This window comes from Trichocoleus sp. FACHB-591 (assembly GCF_014695845.1).
Lineage (GTDB): Bacteria > Cyanobacteriota > Cyanobacteriia > FACHB-46 > FACHB-46 > Trichocoleus.
In genome coordinates this window covers 317,213-334,879 of the sequence record NZ_JACJPA010000121.1, presented here as the reverse complement: position 1 = coordinate 334,879, position 17,667 = coordinate 317,213, and the positions used below count along the sequence as shown (strand labels likewise).

The following is a 17,667-nucleotide window of genomic DNA, read 5'->3' as shown; positions in this document are numbered from 1 at the left end:
AATTGCACACTAATTGCGATCTAGTTCTGATTGGTTGAGTTCTCGACACTTTGCCTCTGCTGCCTGAAACGCCTCCAGATAGTCTTTGCCCCCTAACATCGCGTCCCCGTAATACTCATAGGGGGCGGCTCCATACACAGGCAGCGGATCGTCCTCTGGATAATCTTCTTTGGCTTCTTCGATCGCAGCTTTCAATTTCTTGACGCTCAAGCGCTGAGCTGGGAAATACCAAATCTCTTCGGGAGCGCGGTTTAGGTGGGGCAACGCGGGATCAACAATGGCATCCTCAACTTCCAGCCAGCAGTGCTCCATCGGCTTGTAGGGTATGCCTGGCAGCACCAGAAATCCTTGCACATAGGTAACTCCTGGAATCAGCAAGGCTGCTTCGTAAGCATTGTCGAAGGAGGTTTTGGCTTTGTGACTAAGTCGCTGAGCAATCTCTTCCGAGAGAGCAGCGTTTAACGGTTTACTCATTCAAACCCTCCTGAGTTTCTCAAACATGGCAGCCCTGCTGGTTGGCAGCTAACCCTTGAGAGTGGGTCTAGCTTGGCCCAACTCCATCAATCAAGTCTTAACTTTCAGTTGCAACTTCTGAATCTGCCTCAGCGGTAGCATTCTCCTCTACTTCTGGCTCTGGCTGCACCACAGGCGGCTTCGGCTGAGTAGGTTTTGGTCCCCGCATCAAAGCAGGATTGACCGGAGTTCTGGCGCGATCGTCCTCTTGGTCTCTACCTCTGCCTTTTCTTTTGTCTCTGTCGCCGCCTCTACCGCTGCCTCTGTCACTGCCTTTATCGTTTCTATCGCTTTTATCGCGTGAAGGCCGACTTCTAACGCGTTCCTCAGAGTTCCGAGTATCCGAATCGGAAGCTTCCGATCCTTGGAACCCTGCTGCATCACTACTGGGATTGTCTGCAACCTGACGTTCAGACTTCTTGATGGGACGTTCTACCATGATTGAGAAATTCTTTTGCTGATGTCGTCTCTTCCAACTGCTAATGTAGCGTACCGTCTACCCTGGCGGATGAATTTACGGTTTAGTTACCGTGGAAAATTTTTCGCTCTGGCTTTAAATCTGACGGGCGAGAACTCATTGAAGCTACTCCAGTCAACCTGGTAAGGCATTAAGCAGCGATCGCACCATCTGCATGCCCAATACCAGCACGAACGCTCCCCCCGCTAGCAAACTCAAGGGACGCAACACTCCCTGAAGCTGACGAAGTTTTAGCTCTAACTCTCCTTCGTAATAAGCGGCAAGTTTTTGCAGCATGGCATCTAAATTGCCAGTTTCTTCGCCCGTCCGAATCATTTGCAGCGCGATCGCTGGAATCTTACCTTGTAGACTGCGGCTCAGAGTTTGCCCCCGCGCTATTTGCTGACTGGCGATCGTTAAATTTTTAGCGAGTTCTGGATTGGGAATGCGATCGCGAATTAACTCTAAAGCGCTCAGCAATGGCACTCCACAGCTCAGGGGCAGTTCTAGCTCGGTAAAGTACAACATGCTTTGAGCTTCCAATAGCGGCTTCAGGACAGGTAGTTGAACTAGTAACCGATACAGGCCCGCATCAAGTGGTCGAGTCCCAACTACATAGGCACTTCCACCAAAAAGCGCTAATAGCAATCCTGCTGTGACCCAAAAGCCAGGCTGACCTAGAGAGTTAACACTGCCTTGCAGTAAAACTATGAGCAGCAACAGCAAACTGAGCACAGTTGCCCCACCTGCCAAAGTCACGGAGCGGTAAAGCCGTGCCCGTCGTTGCTGTTGCTCAGCCGCGATCGCTAATTTGCGACAAGTTGCCGCCAAGCTACCGCTGTACTCAGCCATCTGAATCAAAGCCAAAGTCCACGGGCTCCAAACCGCTGGCGTTAGAGTCATCGCAGTCGCCAAGTCCTGTCCCTGAGCAACATTGGTACTAGCTTGCTGTAGAGAGCGCTGAAAAGCCGCGCTACAATCCTTACCTGCCAAAGTCAAGCTTTGCTGCACAGGCAATCCTGCATCCAGCAAAGCTGAGAATTGGTGAAAGAAGCTGGCGATTTCTTTGAGCCTGAATTTGGGAGAGAGCACCGCTGCCAAGATTGAAGTTATAAGTGCCAGCTTGGTTTAATTCGCCTAGCTTAGCAAGCGAGTTTGTATTAACTCAGGGGAATGAAGCCTAACGAAACCAGCGATCGCGGAGAAACCAAGCATCACGAGAGTCATAAAAGTGCAGTCGGCCAAAGCCTAAAAATTGCCCATGCGCTTTTTCACCTACTGGGAAGGCTGTAACCCCAAACAAGTACACACCACCGATGTTGGGATTGCGTACCGGACGCAGCCCTACAGTCACAGTCTGACCGGGAGGAATCGGCGGATCGAATGCCACTGAAACTGTCCGCGTTTTGCGATCGCCGATTACTTCACTTAAGGCCACCGCTTGTCTCTTACCTCTAGGTTCACCCACAAAAGCTTGGGTGTCTTTCAGGTCGTAGCGCAAGGCATCAATCCCCTCTCGCTGTGCGATCGTCACTTTCTGGAGAGGTTCTCCTGCATTTTCCGGTACATCCAAGGTGAAGTAGTAAGTGGCTGACCAAGCATAGGTCGCGCTCTGCGTTGTGGTCGCCTTCACCAATCGAGGAGGTTGCACAAAGTAGACCGTACCATCTGCTAGAGTCACCGCCTGCAATGGCAGATTCAAGCTCCAGGTAGCCGTAGCTGCCGTCAGTAAAATCCCTAAACTAGTCGCAATACCTTTCATCGCCCGTCTCCCACCTAGGTCTACCAACTTCCAGGTAGCTTGTTTTGTCTCTACTTCAGTTGTAGATCAGGTGCTGCGATCGCTGCCGTTAACCACAAGCAAAGAGCAAGAACTTAAGTCTAGTATTTAGTTTCTTTGCGGGTTGTTTCTAAAGTTAATTAGGAGTGAACTTCTACAAAACAGCTCACGCTTTCAAAACCTCGGTGCTATTCTAAATTCAGGCACCAAACAGCTCCTCCTCATTCAATCCAATTGACAACTTCTAGGATCTGAAAAGGTTAGCCTCCTGCGCTAGTCAGAATGTTTTCTCCAATGTTCGATCTGACTTTGCAAAAGTAGCTGTATTCGCAAGCAATAAGCAGTTTACCAATTTTACAACTCATCAATCTCGTCATTGGTTTCTTGCTTCCCTTCCCTTACAATCAGCACAACTTTTGTAAAGCTCGTTGCAGAAAATTAAGTGCTTCGTCTGAAGTATCTTAAGCGGTGGTTAAGAGTCTACCTCATAGGCTGTGGTAGACGAGTGATAGGTTATTTCAATGATCAAGGAGGTGTTCTAACCTTTCGCAGATCTGACAAGCAGGCTTCTGTCCACCTTTGAAACAAACTTCCTGATTGACTACTCTTGAAGAGTCTGGCAGCCTTCTGTCAGACTCATTTAGTTTTGTATCACTTTTGCGGACAGGTAAATTTACCTCACGTATGATCTACTGACTTACAAACTCAGCAGTTTTTGTTGTTCTGGCTCGTTTTTCTAAGCCAAGTTGTTTGGTTAAATGAATCGACTTTAGCCTGAGACAATTCCGATTTATTTCACAGTTGTCAGGAAATAGATTCGCTAAGCTAAAGGTAAGTACATCTAGGAATTTTTATGCATTCAAGCGTAGATAGTTTTAGCATTTCCAATGGCGTAATGCAGCGACCTCAATGGCAGACAGTTGTGATTTTTGCGTTGGCCTTTTGGCTCAGCAGCAGCCTGATTTTGGACCTGGTAATTATGCCAAGTCTCTACGCAGCAGGCATGATGAGCCAACCTGGATTTGCCGCAGCTGGATACGCCATTTTCTGGCTTTTCAACCGCATTGAATTGCTCTGCGCTGCCATAGCCTTGACGGGAGTTTTAGCACTGCGCTACCTACAACCTGCCTACAACCGCAAGGGCTATGCTGGAGCGGTACTTGCCGCCATATTAGTGGCGATCGCTCTTCTTTACACCTACGCTCTCACGCCTCAAATGAGTGCTTTAGGGATGGAGCTAAATTTGTTTAATACGGCAATCGAAATCCCAGTCGGGATGAACCAGTTGCATGGCAGCTATTGGGCCTTGGAGCTACTGAAGTTTGCCTCCGGCGGACTGTTGCTAAATCTTTGCTACCGCGATCGCGTTTAATTGCGTTTTACTTGCTTCACCAACAGAGGCACAACCTATTTCTAGCCATGAAAAAAGCTCCTGAGCCGATCGGGAGCTTTTGCTTTAGGTGCCTATAAACCTTGAAAATAAATTAGCTAGGAAACTTCCTCTGCGTCTGGAGGTAAATCAGCACTGGGCCATAGCAATCGCACCGCCATCAAGGCAAATCCCAAAGCTGCGATCGCCTTAACCAAGCGAGTTGGCAAAAGATGAGCCGCCCCATGACCCAAAAGCACCCCTAACAAACTAGCGAACAATAAGGCCGCTGCTGTCCCAAAAAACACGGCCCGTGGAGATTTAGAACTGCCGCTCAGGGCGATCGCTGCCACTTGGCTCTTGTCGCCTAATTCCGACAAAAAGATGGTGATAAAGCTCAATCCAAGCAGGTGCCAATCCATAAGGTTTTAAGAAGTTGCAGGGCAGCGATCGCGAACCGTTGAAATGTTGATCGAATTAGTTGGTTGGAGCCAGCGGTACTAAAAATGCACGACATCCCACAGGAGGGAAACAGAAACTAGCAACAGAGCTGCTCCCGCAGCCGTCTCCAAGGATTTGGGCGACAGCCGATTAGCTAGCCAACGCCCGACCAGCACACCCAACAAGCTAGTCGTAATTAAAGCCAATGCTGCTCCTGCAAACACCATCCAAGGCGACTGGGATTCCGCACTCATTAATAGCGTCGTTACCTGGGTCTTATCGCCTAACTCCGCGAGAAAAATGGTAACAAAGGTAGAGCAAAACACTCCAAACCCCTGCCAACGCTCTTGACGATCCTGAGACATATGCGGAGCACTAGCCTGCCGTGGCAGTTCCACTTCTTCAATCAAAGCTGCATGAATCTTAGACTCTGGCCCATTGAGTTGCTCCATCAATGACTGAGCAGCGGGCGAAGCTGGGGCAGACAGACTAGTAGGGCGGGAAGATAATTGCACAGGTAACGCGCCATTTCATATTCTTTTCATTATTATGCTCAGGGTTGCCTGAAAGATCAATGAATCACGCCAATCTCGCGCTCAAATTTCAGCATTTCTAAACTGCGATCGCCATATACCGCTTCGATTTGCTGCTCGCAGCAGTCGATCGCAAAATCGTTGAGTTCTTCTGGCTCAACATCATATAAATCTTGAAACACATCCGCCTGGACTCGACAGAAGCGAGGACGGTCATCATAAACGCTGCACTCACGAGTGTCGTGGTCGAAGTGAACACACCAACCATCCTCGCCTACCATGCTGAGATAAAGTGCTAGCTCATCACCTGATAAATATTGGTCCAAATCAGGGCGATCGCTGGGGTCGAGATGACAACAAGCCCCACAATATTTGACACAACGCCAAGTTGGCATAATCTACAAAATCTCTAGAAACTGGCCCACTGGGTGGCACTGACAATTCAGATCTACCGCCCCCTGAATGAGCTTAGCGGTTTTTGAAGCGAATGGATGGTAGGCCAATTTTGCCTTGTCTGGAAGTATTTAGAGTTTTGTAAACTTCCTTAAAGAAACCAGGTGTTGACAGGTAAAATAAGCCTCAGGCATTCTAACCCAAGGTACAATTCATTGGGTTAACTCGGGAGGAGAAATGGATTTTCTGTCTGGCCTCGCTGGCAACATTAACTTCGAAGCGATCGCGCAACTCACCTTCGTAGCGCTGATCATGCTTGCTGGTCCGGCTGTCATTTTCTTGTTAGCGGCCGGAAAAGGCGACCTCTAGATTTCTATTGTTTAAACCTGAGACCCAGATTTCGGCTTTAAAACAATCGGCAACAAAGTTTTACCTAAAAAGCTTCAAGTAAGAGAGAGTAATAAAGAGCCTGCTTCACAGTAGGCTCTTTTTCTTTGGTGAAGTTCTCAGCCCAAAGCAGACAGAGCCGTTTTAATCAGTTGATAAAAGAAAGGCTGAGAAACGTCTACTGGCTTGGCTTCTGCACCTGGTTTGAGTAGCCAACCTAATTTCTGCCCTTTCTGAATCACAAGCTGCTGTCCTTCCGAATTGGTGATTCTTAACTCTTTGCCTTTTTGCTGTTCGTAGAGACCACAGGTGTATTGACGATCGCTGTAATCAAACTTAGCCTGTTGAGTAGCAACCGTTGCTGGCGATCGCAAGGCGTTTTCAGAGCTAGGCAACCGGACACCAACTAATTCTAACTCTACAGTTTGATTGCCTTGCCACTCATTCACCCGCAGCTTGTAGGCAATATCCACTCGATTAGGCAGCGGGTAATATTCCCCCCAACGCCATGCCAATGCTTGGATTCGAGGTTGAGCGATCGCAGCTAGTGGCGTATCAACTTGGCTAACATCCTGGCTCAAAGTCACCTTAAGGTGGGCTTGGTCTTTTCCGATCAGGCGTTGCTCGACTACCCGCACATTTGGAGTCCAGAAAACTGGATCGGGGTTCTGGATGCCGCAGGGATGCAGCGCGTCAATTTGCTCGTAAAGCGAAAGGTCAATTTGCTCCAAGTGAGCTTGCACATCGATGGCTAGGAGAGGTTTGAGCTGATCCGGTTGCAGAGAAGCACAAGCAAAGGTACGGAGGCGCGATTGCAGCTCTTCTAGATTTTCGGCTAAGAGGGTAAAACCACCTGCCGCTTGGTGACCTCCATGTTTTTCCAAAACTTCCTTGCAAAACTCCAACGCTTCAAACACATGAAAGTCGGGAATACTGCGAGCCGAACCGCGAATTTTTTGATTGTCGTCCTCGTAAGTGCCAATAAAAACAGGCACACCATAACGCTCCACCAGACGAGAAGCCACAATGCCAATCACCCCGTGATGCCAATTAGGTTGCACAATGACCAACACACGATCGTCCTGCAAGTCAATCTCACTGGCTTCGTACCAAGCGATCGCTTCCCGCTCAATCTGAGTACAAAGTTGCTGGCGGTGCTGATTAATTTGTTCGCACTGCATCGCCCGCTCCAGAGCAATGCCCATGTCATCGGTCGTTAGCAGCTCAATCACCACTTGAGGATCGGCAATGCGTCCAACTGCATTAATTCGTGGTCCTAAACTAAACCCGATCGCCTCCGGTTTAAGAGCTTTGGAACTACCCAACCCAGCCACTTGAATTAAAGCTTGCACCCCTGGAATCTGGGACTTGGGTAATCGCTGCAACCCTCGCTTCACCCAACGCCGATTCACCCCAGTTAGAGGGGCTAAATCCGCGATCGTGCCTAAGGTAAATAGCTCTAGCAGTAAGTTGCCTAAATCTTTCGCGTCCAGTTGCTGAGCTAGGGTTACAGCTAGAACGTAAGCTACCCCAACCCCCGCTACACCTCGATAAGGCGAGTCCTCATGAATCAGTTTGGGGTTGAGGATGGCATTGGCAGGCGGGATTTCTGGTGGGACTTCGTGGTGATCGGTGACAATGACGGCTAAACCTAACTCACGGGCTCTAGCGATCGGCTTGACCGCAGCAATGCCGTTATCTACCGTCAGAATCAACCGTACCCCTTCGCGATGGAAGTCCTCCACAATCCGCTCATTGATGCCATAGCCTTCACTCATACGGCTAGGAATGGCGTAATCCACCTCAGCCCCTAAAGCCCGCAAAGCCCGCAGTAACAAGGCTGTGCTAGTCATGCCATCAGCATCGTAGTCGCCACAGATAGCGATTTTATGCTGATTGGCGATCGCTTCTTGCAATAGCTCCACACTTACCGCTAAATCTGGAAAATCTTCTAGCGGCGAAGGTAAGACTTGCAAATCCGGGTCGAGAAAAATTTCTGCCTGTCCCGGTGAAGCGATGCCTCGGTTCGTCAGCACTTGAGCCAGCAGCGGTGAAAGCTGAGTTGCCTGCACGATCGCCTCTACCCGTTCCAAATCGCGCTCAGCGATCGCCCAACGTTTATCGGGCAGGCGGTGCTCACGATGGGACAGGTGAGGGGAGGAAGGAACGGGTACTAGCACAAATGTTTCAGTTCAAACACGCTCAGCCGATTGTACTGGCTAAAAGACAGCAACACGACCATCATTTAACAAATAAACAGAGCGATCGCCCGGAGGTCTTCCACCTGGCCGAATTTCAATCCGTAGGGTTTTAGGATTCGGCTGAGAGAGTCTGGCTTGCAGAGGCAGCGCCGTTTCGTCCCAGAAGTACACAGAAATATTGGGTTCTGTGCCACCGCCTTGCACAAACTTCAATTCCTGCCCAGGCCGCATGGGAACTGGATCAGTGCCAAAGACTTTTTGAACCTGCACTAAACTCGCAGTTTGATTGACCACTTCCACACTCACCCGCTGCCCTGGTGTGAACTGAAGCGGCTTAGGACCGCAGCGAGAAGCGCAAGTGCCCGCCCAAGCGGGACTAATAGCTTGAGTTTGGCTAAAAAGTAGCGTTGCCGTCATTAAAGCAGGCGCAAGTAAAACCGTCGGTAAAAGTTTAGCCATAGATTTAGCCATAGAAAGATTGCAGAAATGAGTAGATCTCTGTGGTTGCTCCCATTAGCAGGATGCCGCACTTTAAGACACATCATGCCCATTGGCTTCAAAATTATTGCCGCTTGGGTCTTAACGCTGCAATCATTTGAACTCATAGGCTGAAGTCTAGAGCCATTAAAACTGAGCCTGCGCAAGCTACAAGCATTTTATGAGGCTTGGCTTAGAGGAGGCGCAATTGGGTTTCTCCATCTAGGACTCGGCTGGAACCTAGATGGTTAGCGATCGCTGGCTGTTCATCTAGCCATTCTTCCTCATCAGTGTCTAGTAAACTTTGGGCCGCTTGTAGCAGATCGCCTTGAATATCTTGCAAATCTTCTCGATTCGCTAAATAAGTCTTTAAAGCAGCTAAAGGATCGATGCTACTACCAACTCCTAATTCTGGCAGACGGGGACGAGCCAACTGGCTAACTAGCTCTGGCTGAATCGTGTAGCTATGAGCCATGTGCAGAGCGGCGTGCAAAGGAGCATTATCAATCTCATCCAGTTGCTCGGAGCGAATTTGATAAATCAGCCGCACCACAGCATCCGCGACTAATTCTGGCTTCAGCGCTTTTAGGAGCTTGGCTTGCGGATCTTCCGCTTCCGAAACATTCACTTCAATCGTACGAAATGCTCGGACAGGTAAAGCACAAAACTCCAGCTTCGTAGCTCCCCGCTCTACGTCAACCAGCACAAAGCCCTTGTCTTCTTTTTCCTCACTAAAATCTACCCGCTCAATACTGCCCGGATAGACCACAGGCGGCTCATGACACAGGACTTGATGCCGATGTACATGCCCCAAAGCCACATAGTCAAAGCAAGGCCGAGCCAGCAACGCCAGCGGAATGGTAAACCCCTTGCCAACCGCTAGAAATCGCTCCGCTCCATAGAAAGCTGAATCTGCCATCAAATGGCCCAAGAGCACCGTCGGCACCTCCGGATCAAGACGGCGTACCTCTCCTTCAAGCGCCACTCGCAGGCGATCGATCAACAACTGATTCACCTCTGCCATTGACAACCCTTCCGTTTCGGGGCGCGTCAACAACGTCGAGCGTGTCAGCCAAGGCAAAGTAATGATCTGAATCGGGCCGTTGCGAGTAGAGATCAGGTGAGTTTCCAAGCGATCGCCTACCACAAACCCTGGCACCCCCAGTGTTCGGTAAATGCATAGACTCGCGCCCCCCTGCCCCTGCGAATGCTGATCGTGATTCCCTACCAACAATACCGTTGGAATCTGGGCATCCACCAAGCGACGAAACTGAGTCGCGAACACCTCTTGCACAATCGGCGGCGGCGTCGCATCCGGAAACGCATCCCCACCAAACAGCACCAAATCCACAGGCTCCGCGATCGCCCGGTCAATACAGCGCCCCAACGTCGCCACAAAATCTTCTAAGCGAGTATTCAACCCCGTCTCTGGATTAACCCGCCCGTGGGAAAACCCACTGCCCATGTGAATATCGGAAAGATGCAGGATTTTAATTGCCACTTAAGTTCTTCCGGGCACAACGAATGGATGACGAATGGACTGGCTAAACAACAACTTAACACTAGGGGAAGGATGAAGAGAGAGAGGAGTGAGGAGACAGGAATAGAAAACCAAGAGTCAGACGTTAAGAAGTAGCGATCGCAGGTATTGAAACACTCACAGTTAAACTCGTCTGGAGAAGGTCTGGAGGACGCAGCCGTCCTTCAGCGGGGGTTTGGGGGCGAGTGCCCCCAAGGTTCGGGCTTTAATTGAACAATGCACACAAGAAATTGCCAAACTGCTAGATATAACGAGACTTTCCTGAAAAAATAAGCTCCATAGCGGATAAACAGAACAGACTTTGCAAGGGCCAAGGTAGAAAACAGAACATGCGATTAATTTTGTACAGTAAACCTGGTTGCCACCTATGCGAAGGACTACAGGAAAAGCTAGATCAAATTCAAAACTTAGAGATTGACCTAGAGATTCGGGACATTACCACCCGTGAGGACTGGTTTCAGGCTTACCAGTACGAAATCCCCGTGCTTTTGCGAGTCAACCCCCAACCAACAGGCACGGTGGAAGAACTCTTACCTCGTCCTTCCCCACGAGCGAGCGTCACCCAGTTGGAGCAAATGTTACAGAAATATTGGCTAGCAGATCAGTCAGAATAGGCCCAGGATGTGCAGGTGAGGAGTTGCTGACATGAAACTACGAGAATTATTAGCAGCAGTACCAGGCGTAACGCAACCGTCTAGTCATGCCGCATTGGAGTGCGAAGTGAAAGGGTTGACCACCAACTCTCTCGCTTGCCAACCTGGAGATTTATTTATCGGCATGCCCGGAACCCGCGTCGATGGTGGCGAATTCTGGCCCAGCGCGATCGCCTCTGGTGCAGTTGCAGCCTTGGTTTCATCCACTGCCGCTCAAAAACGACCCCACACTGAAGCAGAAGATGCTTGTGTGATTCCTGCTTCCGATATGGTGCAAGCCTGTGCTCAAGTAGCCGCCGCCTTTTACGACTACCCTGCTCAAAAACTGCAACTGGTCGGTGTTACGGGTACCAACGGTAAAACCACCACCACTCATTTAATCGAATTCTTACTCAACGAAGCAAATCCCTCCACTGCCTTGTTCGGCACCCTCTATGCTCGCTGGCCTGGTTATCAAAAAACCGCAGCCCACACCACGCCCTTCGCGATCGATTTGCAACAGAACCTAGCCTCAGCAGTGGCAGCAGGCTGCGAATATGGCGTGATGGAAGTTAGCTCCCACGCCCTCGCCCAAGGTCGAGTGTTAGGTTGTGGGTTTCAAGTGGCCGTCTTCACCAACCTCACCCAAGACCATCTAGACTACCACCGCGACTTAGAAGATTACTTCGCTGCTAAAGCCCTCCTGTTTAGCCCTGGCTACCTCAAAGGTCGCGCCATTATTAACCAGGATGATGCATACGGACGGCGCTTAATCGACCAACTACCCGCAGAACAAGTGTGGAGCTACAGCACCCAAGACTCCAACGCTGACCTCTGGACCAGCGACCTCATCTATGAAGCCAACGGAGTCAGCGGCACATTGCACACTCCTAAAGGAGCGATCGCCTTCCGATCGCCCTTAGTAGGTCAATTTAATCTAGCCAACTTGTTAGCTGCCGTCGGCACCGCTCTCCATTTGGGTTTAGAGCTGGAAACAACTGTTGCGGCCTTGCCCCAGTTTTCGGGAGTACCAGGACGGATGGAGCGAGTTCAAATCAACGCTGAGCAAGACATTAGCGTGATTGTGGATTATGCTCACACCCCAGATAGCCTAGAAAACTTGCTGAAAGCGGCTCGTCCCTTTATTAAAGAGCGGATGATTTGTGTGTTTGGTTGTGGCGGCGATCGCGATCGCACCAAGCGGCCTCAAATGGGCAAAATTGCTGCTGACTTGGCAGATTTAGCCATCGTCACTTCCGACAACCCACGCACCGAAGATCCAGAGCGGATTTTGCAAGACGTTCTAGCTGGCATTCCCCCCACCGCGAAGCCTCTAGTGATTTGCGATCGCGCCGAAGCCATTCGTACCGCCATTCTGCAAGCACAACCAGGAGACGGCGTGCTGATTGCAGGCAAAGGCCACGAAGATTACCAAATTCTCGGCACTGAGAAAATCCACTTTGACGATCGCGAACAAGCCAGAGCCGCTTTAGAACTACGGTAAAAGCAGAAACTTTCAAGATTGAAATTGAGCGATCGACTTACCTAACTTGAGTTATACCTTCTCCTAGGAGCGAATCGCCGTTCGTTCCGATCCCTGTATAGTTGCGCTGAATCTGTAGCACAGTTTTCTGATCTACGCCCAGAAATGTTGCGAAAGAATGCGAGTAGGTGGCAATTTTTGCAAATAGTCAGTAGATCTGAAAGGAGACCTGGTTTCAGTTCAACCGGATAGGTTGGGTGTTAAGCTGCTGTCACTTTCTTCATACCCCATGAGCTCATCTATTACTCAAGACGTTTCGCTCTACGAACTTGCCCTCCAGTCTGAAGAGTCCCCAGCCCCTTTGCAAGTAAGCCCTGCGACTCTCAAATCTATTGTGAGTTCTGCGATTGACGTTCTGATCGAGCAAAAATTGCCAGCCACCCTTTGGATCAAGCTGCCGCGCGACGACGTTTGGCAAGCCGAAATTAAGCGCTACTGCGAATCCGCCCAGGTCCCTCATACGCTGTATCTCTTTAGAACTTCTAAAGATGAAGTTCTGAGTGCGACCTCTGCGATCGCCAATGGGCAGGGAGAAGCCTATCCGAATCAAGATTTCCCCAAAAGTGCCGAGGAAGCCGTCGATTTTTCCGCTGTTTCTCACTCGTCCTCGGCTTTAGTCACCTTGCAGTTAGCCGCCGAAAGCCAACTAAAACGGGAATATTTTCTGTTCTTTCTGTCTCCTCAATTTTCTGGCTTAGTATTGGCTCATCGGCCTCGCTCCTTGCGGCCTACCAAATCAGAGACTGCTACACCAACCAATGCATCTAAAGGTGGAACTGCCGAAAAAGCCACTACAGAAGAAGAGGGTTTAGAGAAAAAACAACCCCTCCTCGCCTGCTGCTCCTTTAACCCAACCACCCTGCAACAAGTTTTTTCAGGCATTAAGCAAGCCGTTACCGTCACCCAAACCCTACATTCTGAGTCCGCAATCGCCGCCTCTCATTTAGTTGGCAGTTGGGATCAACTCTTGCAGCAAGGACTTGCCCAACCAGTAGACTCCAACTTATTCAGCCGTTTTCTCACCAAACAAGTCCAACGCCAAGAAGAAGTTTGGCATCGCTCCACCATTTATCGGAAGCAGGCCGAATCCGCCGAAACATTGCAAGTCCAAAACGAAGAACTGCTTAATGCCTTGCGGCTCAAAGACGAATTTCTCAGCACCGTCGGTCAGGAACTGCGAACGCCCCTGACCAACATGAAAACGGCCCTCACCCTGCTCAACTCCCCCAGCCTCAAACCTGCTCAGCGACAACGCTACATGCAAGTCTTGAGCACAGAATGCGATCGCCAAGGCTCCCTGATTGCCAGCCTCCTCGACCTAGTACAACTCGATCGCGAAATCGAAAACTCCACCATGCAACCCGTTTCACTCGCCGAAATTGTGCCCGGAGTCGTCAGCACCTATCAGCCTCTAGCCCAAGAAAAAGGCATTATGCTGGCTTACACCGTGCCAGAAGAACTTCCCCTTGTCTCTTGCCTCAGCGCTTGGCTCAAGCAAATCGTGATTAACCTGCTGCACAACGGCATCAAATTCACCCCAAAATCAGGCCAAGTTTGGGTTCGAGCCAAACAACAGGGTGATTACGTCCAGCTAGAATTTCGCGACACAGGCATCGGCATCCCCACCAGCGAAATCCCCAAAATTTTCGATCGCTTCTACCGCGCCCGTCACGTCGCCGGAGAAGACCCCGGTGGTGCAGGCTTGGGCCTCACCATCGTCCAGCAAATCCTCCTCCGCTGCGGTGGTTCTATCTCTGTTAAAAGCAAACTCAGCGAAGGCTCAACCTTCAACGTCCTACTGCCAATTTATAGAGCGCCTGTGGAAGGAGGAAGGATGAGGGATGAAGGATAAAAAGGAGGAGCCGGGAAGTGAGGAGTGAGGAGTGAGGAGTTGCGAACCAAAAGCTACCAAAACCCGGACTCGAAACGCCCATACTAAATTTCGTTTGGAGGAGGTCTGGAGGACGCAACCGTCCTTCAGCGGAGGTTTGGGGGCGAGTGACCCCAAGGCTCGGTTTCCCAGAGCAACTTACCTACGAATGACTCACTTCCAAAGGCAAGAAAATCGTCATCACCTCCCCTTGTTGCGGCTTCTCCCGCACAATCAACTTGCCACCCAAAGCCTGAAACAAATTTTTCGTCACACCCAAACTCAAACTTAAGCTACCCGTCTCCGGCTGAAACATGAGTAACTGCCCAATCGACTTCAAAGCCGATCGCGCCGAATGGCTCGTATGAGTTGAGGGGTCAGTCTCTGGCTGCAACTCAGACTGCAACTGAAGCTTCAACTGGCTCCCCGCCAACATCACCTGCACCTGAATATGGCTACCTCCAGGCAAATTGCGAGTAAATCGCTCAATTAAGCTAGTCAGAGCCTGATCCAGCATGGTTGGATCACTCACCACCATCGGCATCTTCTGGGGCAGCAACACCTTCAGCGTCAGATTCCGCAGACTCGCTTGCTTCTCCCAACGCGGAATACTCTGCTGCAACACCTGGTCAATAGAAGTCGAAGCCAAAGCCACTGGAGGGCGCTTCACCGCCGACGTTTCTAACTCCACAGCTCGGAAAATCAGACCAAAGCGATCGATTTGTTCATTACATTCGCGATCGATAATTTCCAACCGCTTCAGCACCTCAGGCGCTAAGTCCTTCCGCTTCAGCAATAACCGGGTCAATGTGCGAATCGTCGTGAGCGGAGTTCTTACCTCATGTGCGATCGCCTGCAACAACTCCACATCCAAATTACTTTTCGGCTCCGCCATCACTTCAGCCGGAGCATGAACCTCCGAAGGCATTGGGGTTGTCGCCACACTAGCCATTGCCAACTCAGGAAATGGCTCCGCAACTAGATGAACCGTCTCAGAATTAAAAGTGTGAGTAGCTAGGCGAGAAGAATCTAATAGTTCTGCCTCTAAGTCAATTGGGTCTGGCAAATGTTGCAGCAACAGCTGACTAAACTGCATCACAGTTTTGTAATGCGGAGCTGTAGGCGCAAACTGAGCCACCAAAGCATCCAACCGTTCCACTTGGTGAGGACTGGTAAGTAAAGCGCGGGGCCGTAGCGATCGCCAAGCACTCTGCACCACCTCTGGGTCAAAAGAAAAACTGAAAGCGGGTTCGCCCGTTGCCTTTTCTCCCAACACCATCACTAAGCTAAACGCTGAGGTTAAAACCAAACAAAATTGTTCTGCCGCCAAGGGATCACCAGGCAACACAGGCAGAGCAGGGGTAGTTTCCAGAACCTCAGATACCTCTTGACTGGATGATGCGGGCGGCAGTTGAAATGGCATCCAAGCAAAGGCATCTAAAGCTTTAGGCGTGAACACCCAAGACGCTAAACGGGTATTGAGACTGGGTTGCGTCAGGATACAGGATGGCCCTGCGAGAATTAACCCTTGCTTGGCTTTGAGAGCTGAATGCTGCTTGCGGGGAGACTGAACCGTTGCTACAGGTTCTGCCAATTCTGGCAAGGTCGCTTCTAATAAGACGTTAAGGGCCGCGATCGCCCCCCACCATTCTCGCTCGGCCCGCACTCGTTGCCGCGCGATCGACACATGACTTCTACCCGCTTCAGCAGATATAACTGAAACCTCATGTGTCTCGCCATGTGTCTCACGGACAGACGTGGCACCGTTAGTTACCTCATTCGAGGCACTCTTGGCTAATACTTCACTTAAGCTTGGCAATAACCACTGATGCACAACTTTCTAGCCCCCCCAATGCAGTCACTCGTTATGGCACCGAGACTGCGAACACTGCTCAATTTCGCTCCATCTAGTACCAGGTTATCGGTATCAGCCGATCCGAGCTAGGCGTAGAACCGAACTCTTAGGTGTCAATCTCCGTTGCGCTGAGGATCTAGGTGGAGCTAATGGTTTTTGCTTCGCTGCTAAAATCACCTTGCTGGCTTATAGACACGCCTGAGTAGAGTGGCAGCATTGGTCCAAATAATTGCAAAATGGATGCAGTTTACTCATACCCCGCTCATCATGCCGACTTTGCTCACAGATGCCAAAAGCTTACTTTCTGACTTAGTTGCCCGCTACCGTTCCCAGGTAGATTATCTGGCCATCCGCTTAGAAGAGGCCGAAGGCACCGACATCCTGTTACGGGGAGACAAGATCGAAAGCTTGAGTGAAGGCATTTCGATTGGTGGGCAAGTTCGCGCCTGTCACAAAGGCGGCTGGGGCTTTGCCAGTTTCAATCGACTTTCAGGCCTGGCAGAGCAGATTGAAGAAGCGATCGCTGCCGCTCGTTTAGTGGGAGATGAAGAAACCATCTTGGCTCCTGTCAACCCAATTCAAGACACTTGCATCCTGCCGCTTACAGGCCAAGATCCTCGCCACGTTTCACTGAATGAGAAGAAAACGCTGTGCGAGTACTATGCGGGCATTCTGCGCTCAGTCGATCCTCAAATTACTACGATTTCTGTGCGCTATGGCGACAGCGCTCAACGTATCCTCTTCGCCACCTCTGAAGGCACCTTGATCGAACAGTCTTGGGTGGATATGGAGATGCGCTTTGCGGCTACTGCCCGCAACGGCGAAACAGTGCAAACAGGCCGCGAGACGACTGGCTCTCGCCGGGGTTATGAAGACTTGTTAGGGCTAGATGCTCAAGTTCGTAGCGCCGCACAACGCGCAGTAGATGCTTTAGCGTTGCAACCTGTAAAAGGCGGCACCTACACCGTTGTGATCGACCCCATTCTGTCAGGATTGTTTGTCCATGAAGCATTTGGGCATCTTTCAGAAGCAGATATGGCCTACGAAAATCCTGACATTCTGGAAGTCATGACCTTAGGCCGACGGTTCGGATCACCAGAGCTGCAAATCTTTGACGGAGCCCAGCCCCCAGGACATCGAGGCAGCTACTTCTACGATGACGAAGGCACACCAGCAACCACTACGCAGTTGATTCAGGATGGCGTCTTGGTAGGACGGCTGCATTCGCGTGAGACTGCGGGCAAGCTGGGCGAAGCTCCTACCGGGAATGCCCGCTGCCTTAACTACCACTACCCCCCGATTGTCCGCATGACCAATACTTGGATTGAGCGCGGTAAAACTCCCGTTGCCGACCTCTTCCAAGGCATCAAAGAAGGTGTTTATGCCCGCAACTGGTTAGGTGGCATGACGAATGGGGAAATGTTTACGTTTACGGCAGGGGAAGCCTGGATGATTCGGAACGGCGAAATTGCCGAACCCGTCAGAGACGTCACACTCTCTGGCAATGTGTTCACGACACTAGCAGACATTGAAGCGATCGGAGACGACTTCTATTGGGATGAATCGGGTGGCTGCGGCAAAGGAGGCCAAGGCGGTCTGCCTGTAGGCTGTGGAGGCCCTAGCTTGCGCCTACGCAACGTGGTTGTAGGTGGCGAAGCAGTCGAAGAGGAATAACC

The 17,667-nt window shown here is 50.6% G+C and carries 17 protein-coding genes; 6 read left to right on the top strand and 11 right to left on the bottom strand.

All coding sequences use genetic code 11. The features are described 5' to 3' along the window. Positions 1 to 9: 9 nt before the first annotated feature. The 4 genes from H6F90_RS29215 to H6F90_RS29200 all read right to left on the bottom strand — a co-directional run bounded on the left by H6F90_RS29215 (position 10) and on the right by H6F90_RS29200 (position 2,732). On the bottom strand, positions 10 to 474 hold the full coding sequence (locus tag H6F90_RS29215; RefSeq protein ID WP_190555426.1) for a hypothetical protein: 465 nt from the start codon (positions 472 to 474) through the stop codon (positions 10 to 12). A gap of 97 nt (positions 475 to 571) precedes the next feature. After that, the gene (locus H6F90_RS29210; RefSeq protein ID WP_190555425.1) at positions 572 to 952 is read right to left on the bottom strand and encodes a hypothetical protein; all 381 of its coding nucleotides are present in this window, start codon (positions 950 to 952) and stop codon (positions 572 to 574) included. Positions 953 to 1,105: 153 nt separating this feature from the next. Beyond that, positions 1,106 to 2,062 carry a type II secretion system F family protein gene (locus tag H6F90_RS29205; RefSeq protein WP_190555466.1) on the bottom strand — a complete coding sequence of 319 codons (957 nt, stop codon included), beginning with the start codon at positions 2,060 to 2,062 and terminating at the stop codon, positions 1,106 to 1,108. Positions 2,063 to 2,150: 88 nt separating this feature from the next. Further along, positions 2,151 to 2,732 (bottom strand): DUF2808 domain-containing protein, encoded by a 582-nt coding sequence (locus H6F90_RS29200; RefSeq protein WP_190555424.1) that lies wholly within the window; start codon positions 2,730 to 2,732, stop codon positions 2,151 to 2,153. An 871-nt stretch (positions 2,733 to 3,603) separates the two neighbouring features. On the opposite strand from H6F90_RS29200, the gene H6F90_RS29195 reads away from it, so the two are divergent. Beyond that, positions 3,604 to 4,122, top strand: coding sequence for a DUF4149 domain-containing protein (locus H6F90_RS29195; RefSeq protein WP_190555423.1), 519 nt, complete (start codon positions 3,604 to 3,606; stop codon positions 4,120 to 4,122). A 116-nt stretch (positions 4,123 to 4,238) separates the two neighbouring features. Here H6F90_RS29195 and H6F90_RS29190 read toward each other — a convergent pair whose 3' ends face one another. From H6F90_RS29190 to H6F90_RS29180, 3 genes are all read right to left on the bottom strand, one after another. Further along, complete coding sequence (locus tag H6F90_RS29190; RefSeq protein ID WP_190438505.1) at positions 4,239 to 4,541, bottom strand: TMEM165/GDT1 family protein; 303 nt, start codon at positions 4,539 to 4,541, stop codon at positions 4,239 to 4,241. Between the two features lie 78 nt (positions 4,542 to 4,619). Beyond that, on the bottom strand, positions 4,620 to 5,075 hold the full coding sequence (locus tag H6F90_RS29185) for a TMEM165/GDT1 family protein (RefSeq protein WP_370588131.1): 456 nt from the start codon (positions 5,073 to 5,075) through the stop codon (positions 4,620 to 4,622). 56 nt (positions 5,076 to 5,131) lie between these two features. Then, positions 5,132 to 5,488, bottom strand: a complete 357-nt coding sequence (locus H6F90_RS29180; RefSeq protein WP_190555422.1) for a YkgJ family cysteine cluster protein — start codon at positions 5,486 to 5,488, stop codon at positions 5,132 to 5,134. 235 nt (positions 5,489 to 5,723) lie between these two features. On the opposite strand from H6F90_RS29180, the gene psb30 reads away from it, so the two are divergent. Beyond that, on the top strand, positions 5,724 to 5,855 hold the full coding sequence (gene psb30, locus H6F90_RS29175) for a photosystem II reaction center protein Ycf12/Psb30 (protein WP_190438500.1): 132 nt from the start codon (positions 5,724 to 5,726) through the stop codon (positions 5,853 to 5,855). Between the two features lie 137 nt (positions 5,856 to 5,992). On the opposite strand, the gene recJ is transcribed toward psb30, so the two are convergent. From recJ to sbcD, 3 genes are all read right to left on the bottom strand, one after another. Continuing rightward, positions 5,993 to 8,053 carry a single-stranded-DNA-specific exonuclease RecJ gene (gene recJ / locus H6F90_RS29170; protein WP_370588130.1) on the bottom strand — a complete coding sequence of 687 codons (2,061 nt, stop codon included), beginning with the start codon at positions 8,051 to 8,053 and terminating at the stop codon, positions 5,993 to 5,995. A gap of 39 nt (positions 8,054 to 8,092) precedes the next feature. After that, on the bottom strand, positions 8,093 to 8,533 hold the full coding sequence (locus tag H6F90_RS29165) for a hypothetical protein (protein WP_190555421.1): 441 nt from the start codon (positions 8,531 to 8,533) through the stop codon (positions 8,093 to 8,095). Positions 8,534 to 8,744: 211 nt separating this feature from the next. After that, a complete protein-coding gene (sbcD, locus tag H6F90_RS29160; RefSeq protein WP_370588129.1) occupies positions 8,745 to 10,052 on the bottom strand; it encodes an exonuclease subunit SbcD in 1,308 nt (435 codons plus the stop codon). A 368-nt stretch (positions 10,053 to 10,420) separates the two neighbouring features. On the opposite strand from sbcD, the gene H6F90_RS29155 reads away from it, so the two are divergent. The 3 genes from H6F90_RS29155 to H6F90_RS29145 all read left to right on the top strand — a co-directional run bounded on the left by H6F90_RS29155 (position 10,421) and on the right by H6F90_RS29145 (position 14,118). Next, complete coding sequence (locus H6F90_RS29155; RefSeq protein ID WP_190555420.1) at positions 10,421 to 10,705, top strand: glutaredoxin family protein; 285 nt, start codon at positions 10,421 to 10,423, stop codon at positions 10,703 to 10,705. Positions 10,706 to 10,736: 31 nt separating this feature from the next. Further along, the gene (locus H6F90_RS29150; RefSeq protein WP_190555419.1) at positions 10,737 to 12,227 is read left to right on the top strand and encodes a UDP-N-acetylmuramoyl-L-alanyl-D-glutamate--2,6-diaminopimelate ligase; all 1,491 of its coding nucleotides are present in this window, start codon (positions 10,737 to 10,739) and stop codon (positions 12,225 to 12,227) included. Positions 12,228 to 12,495: 268 nt separating this feature from the next. Next, positions 12,496 to 14,118, top strand: coding sequence for a DICT sensory domain-containing protein (locus H6F90_RS29145; RefSeq protein WP_190555418.1), 1,623 nt, complete (start codon positions 12,496 to 12,498; stop codon positions 14,116 to 14,118). A gap of 181 nt (positions 14,119 to 14,299) precedes the next feature. On the opposite strand, the gene H6F90_RS29140 is transcribed toward H6F90_RS29145, so the two are convergent. Further along, entirely contained in the window at positions 14,300 to 15,970 is a 1,671-nt protein-coding gene (locus tag H6F90_RS29140; protein ID WP_190555417.1) for a HAMP domain-containing histidine kinase, read from the bottom strand. Between the two features lie 261 nt (positions 15,971 to 16,231). Between H6F90_RS29140 and H6F90_RS29135 the strand changes: the two genes are divergently transcribed. Beyond that, positions 16,232 to 17,665 (top strand): TldD/PmbA family protein, encoded by a 1,434-nt coding sequence (locus tag H6F90_RS29135; protein ID WP_370588127.1) that lies wholly within the window; start codon positions 16,232 to 16,234, stop codon positions 17,663 to 17,665. Positions 17,666 to 17,667: the final 2 nt, after the last annotated feature.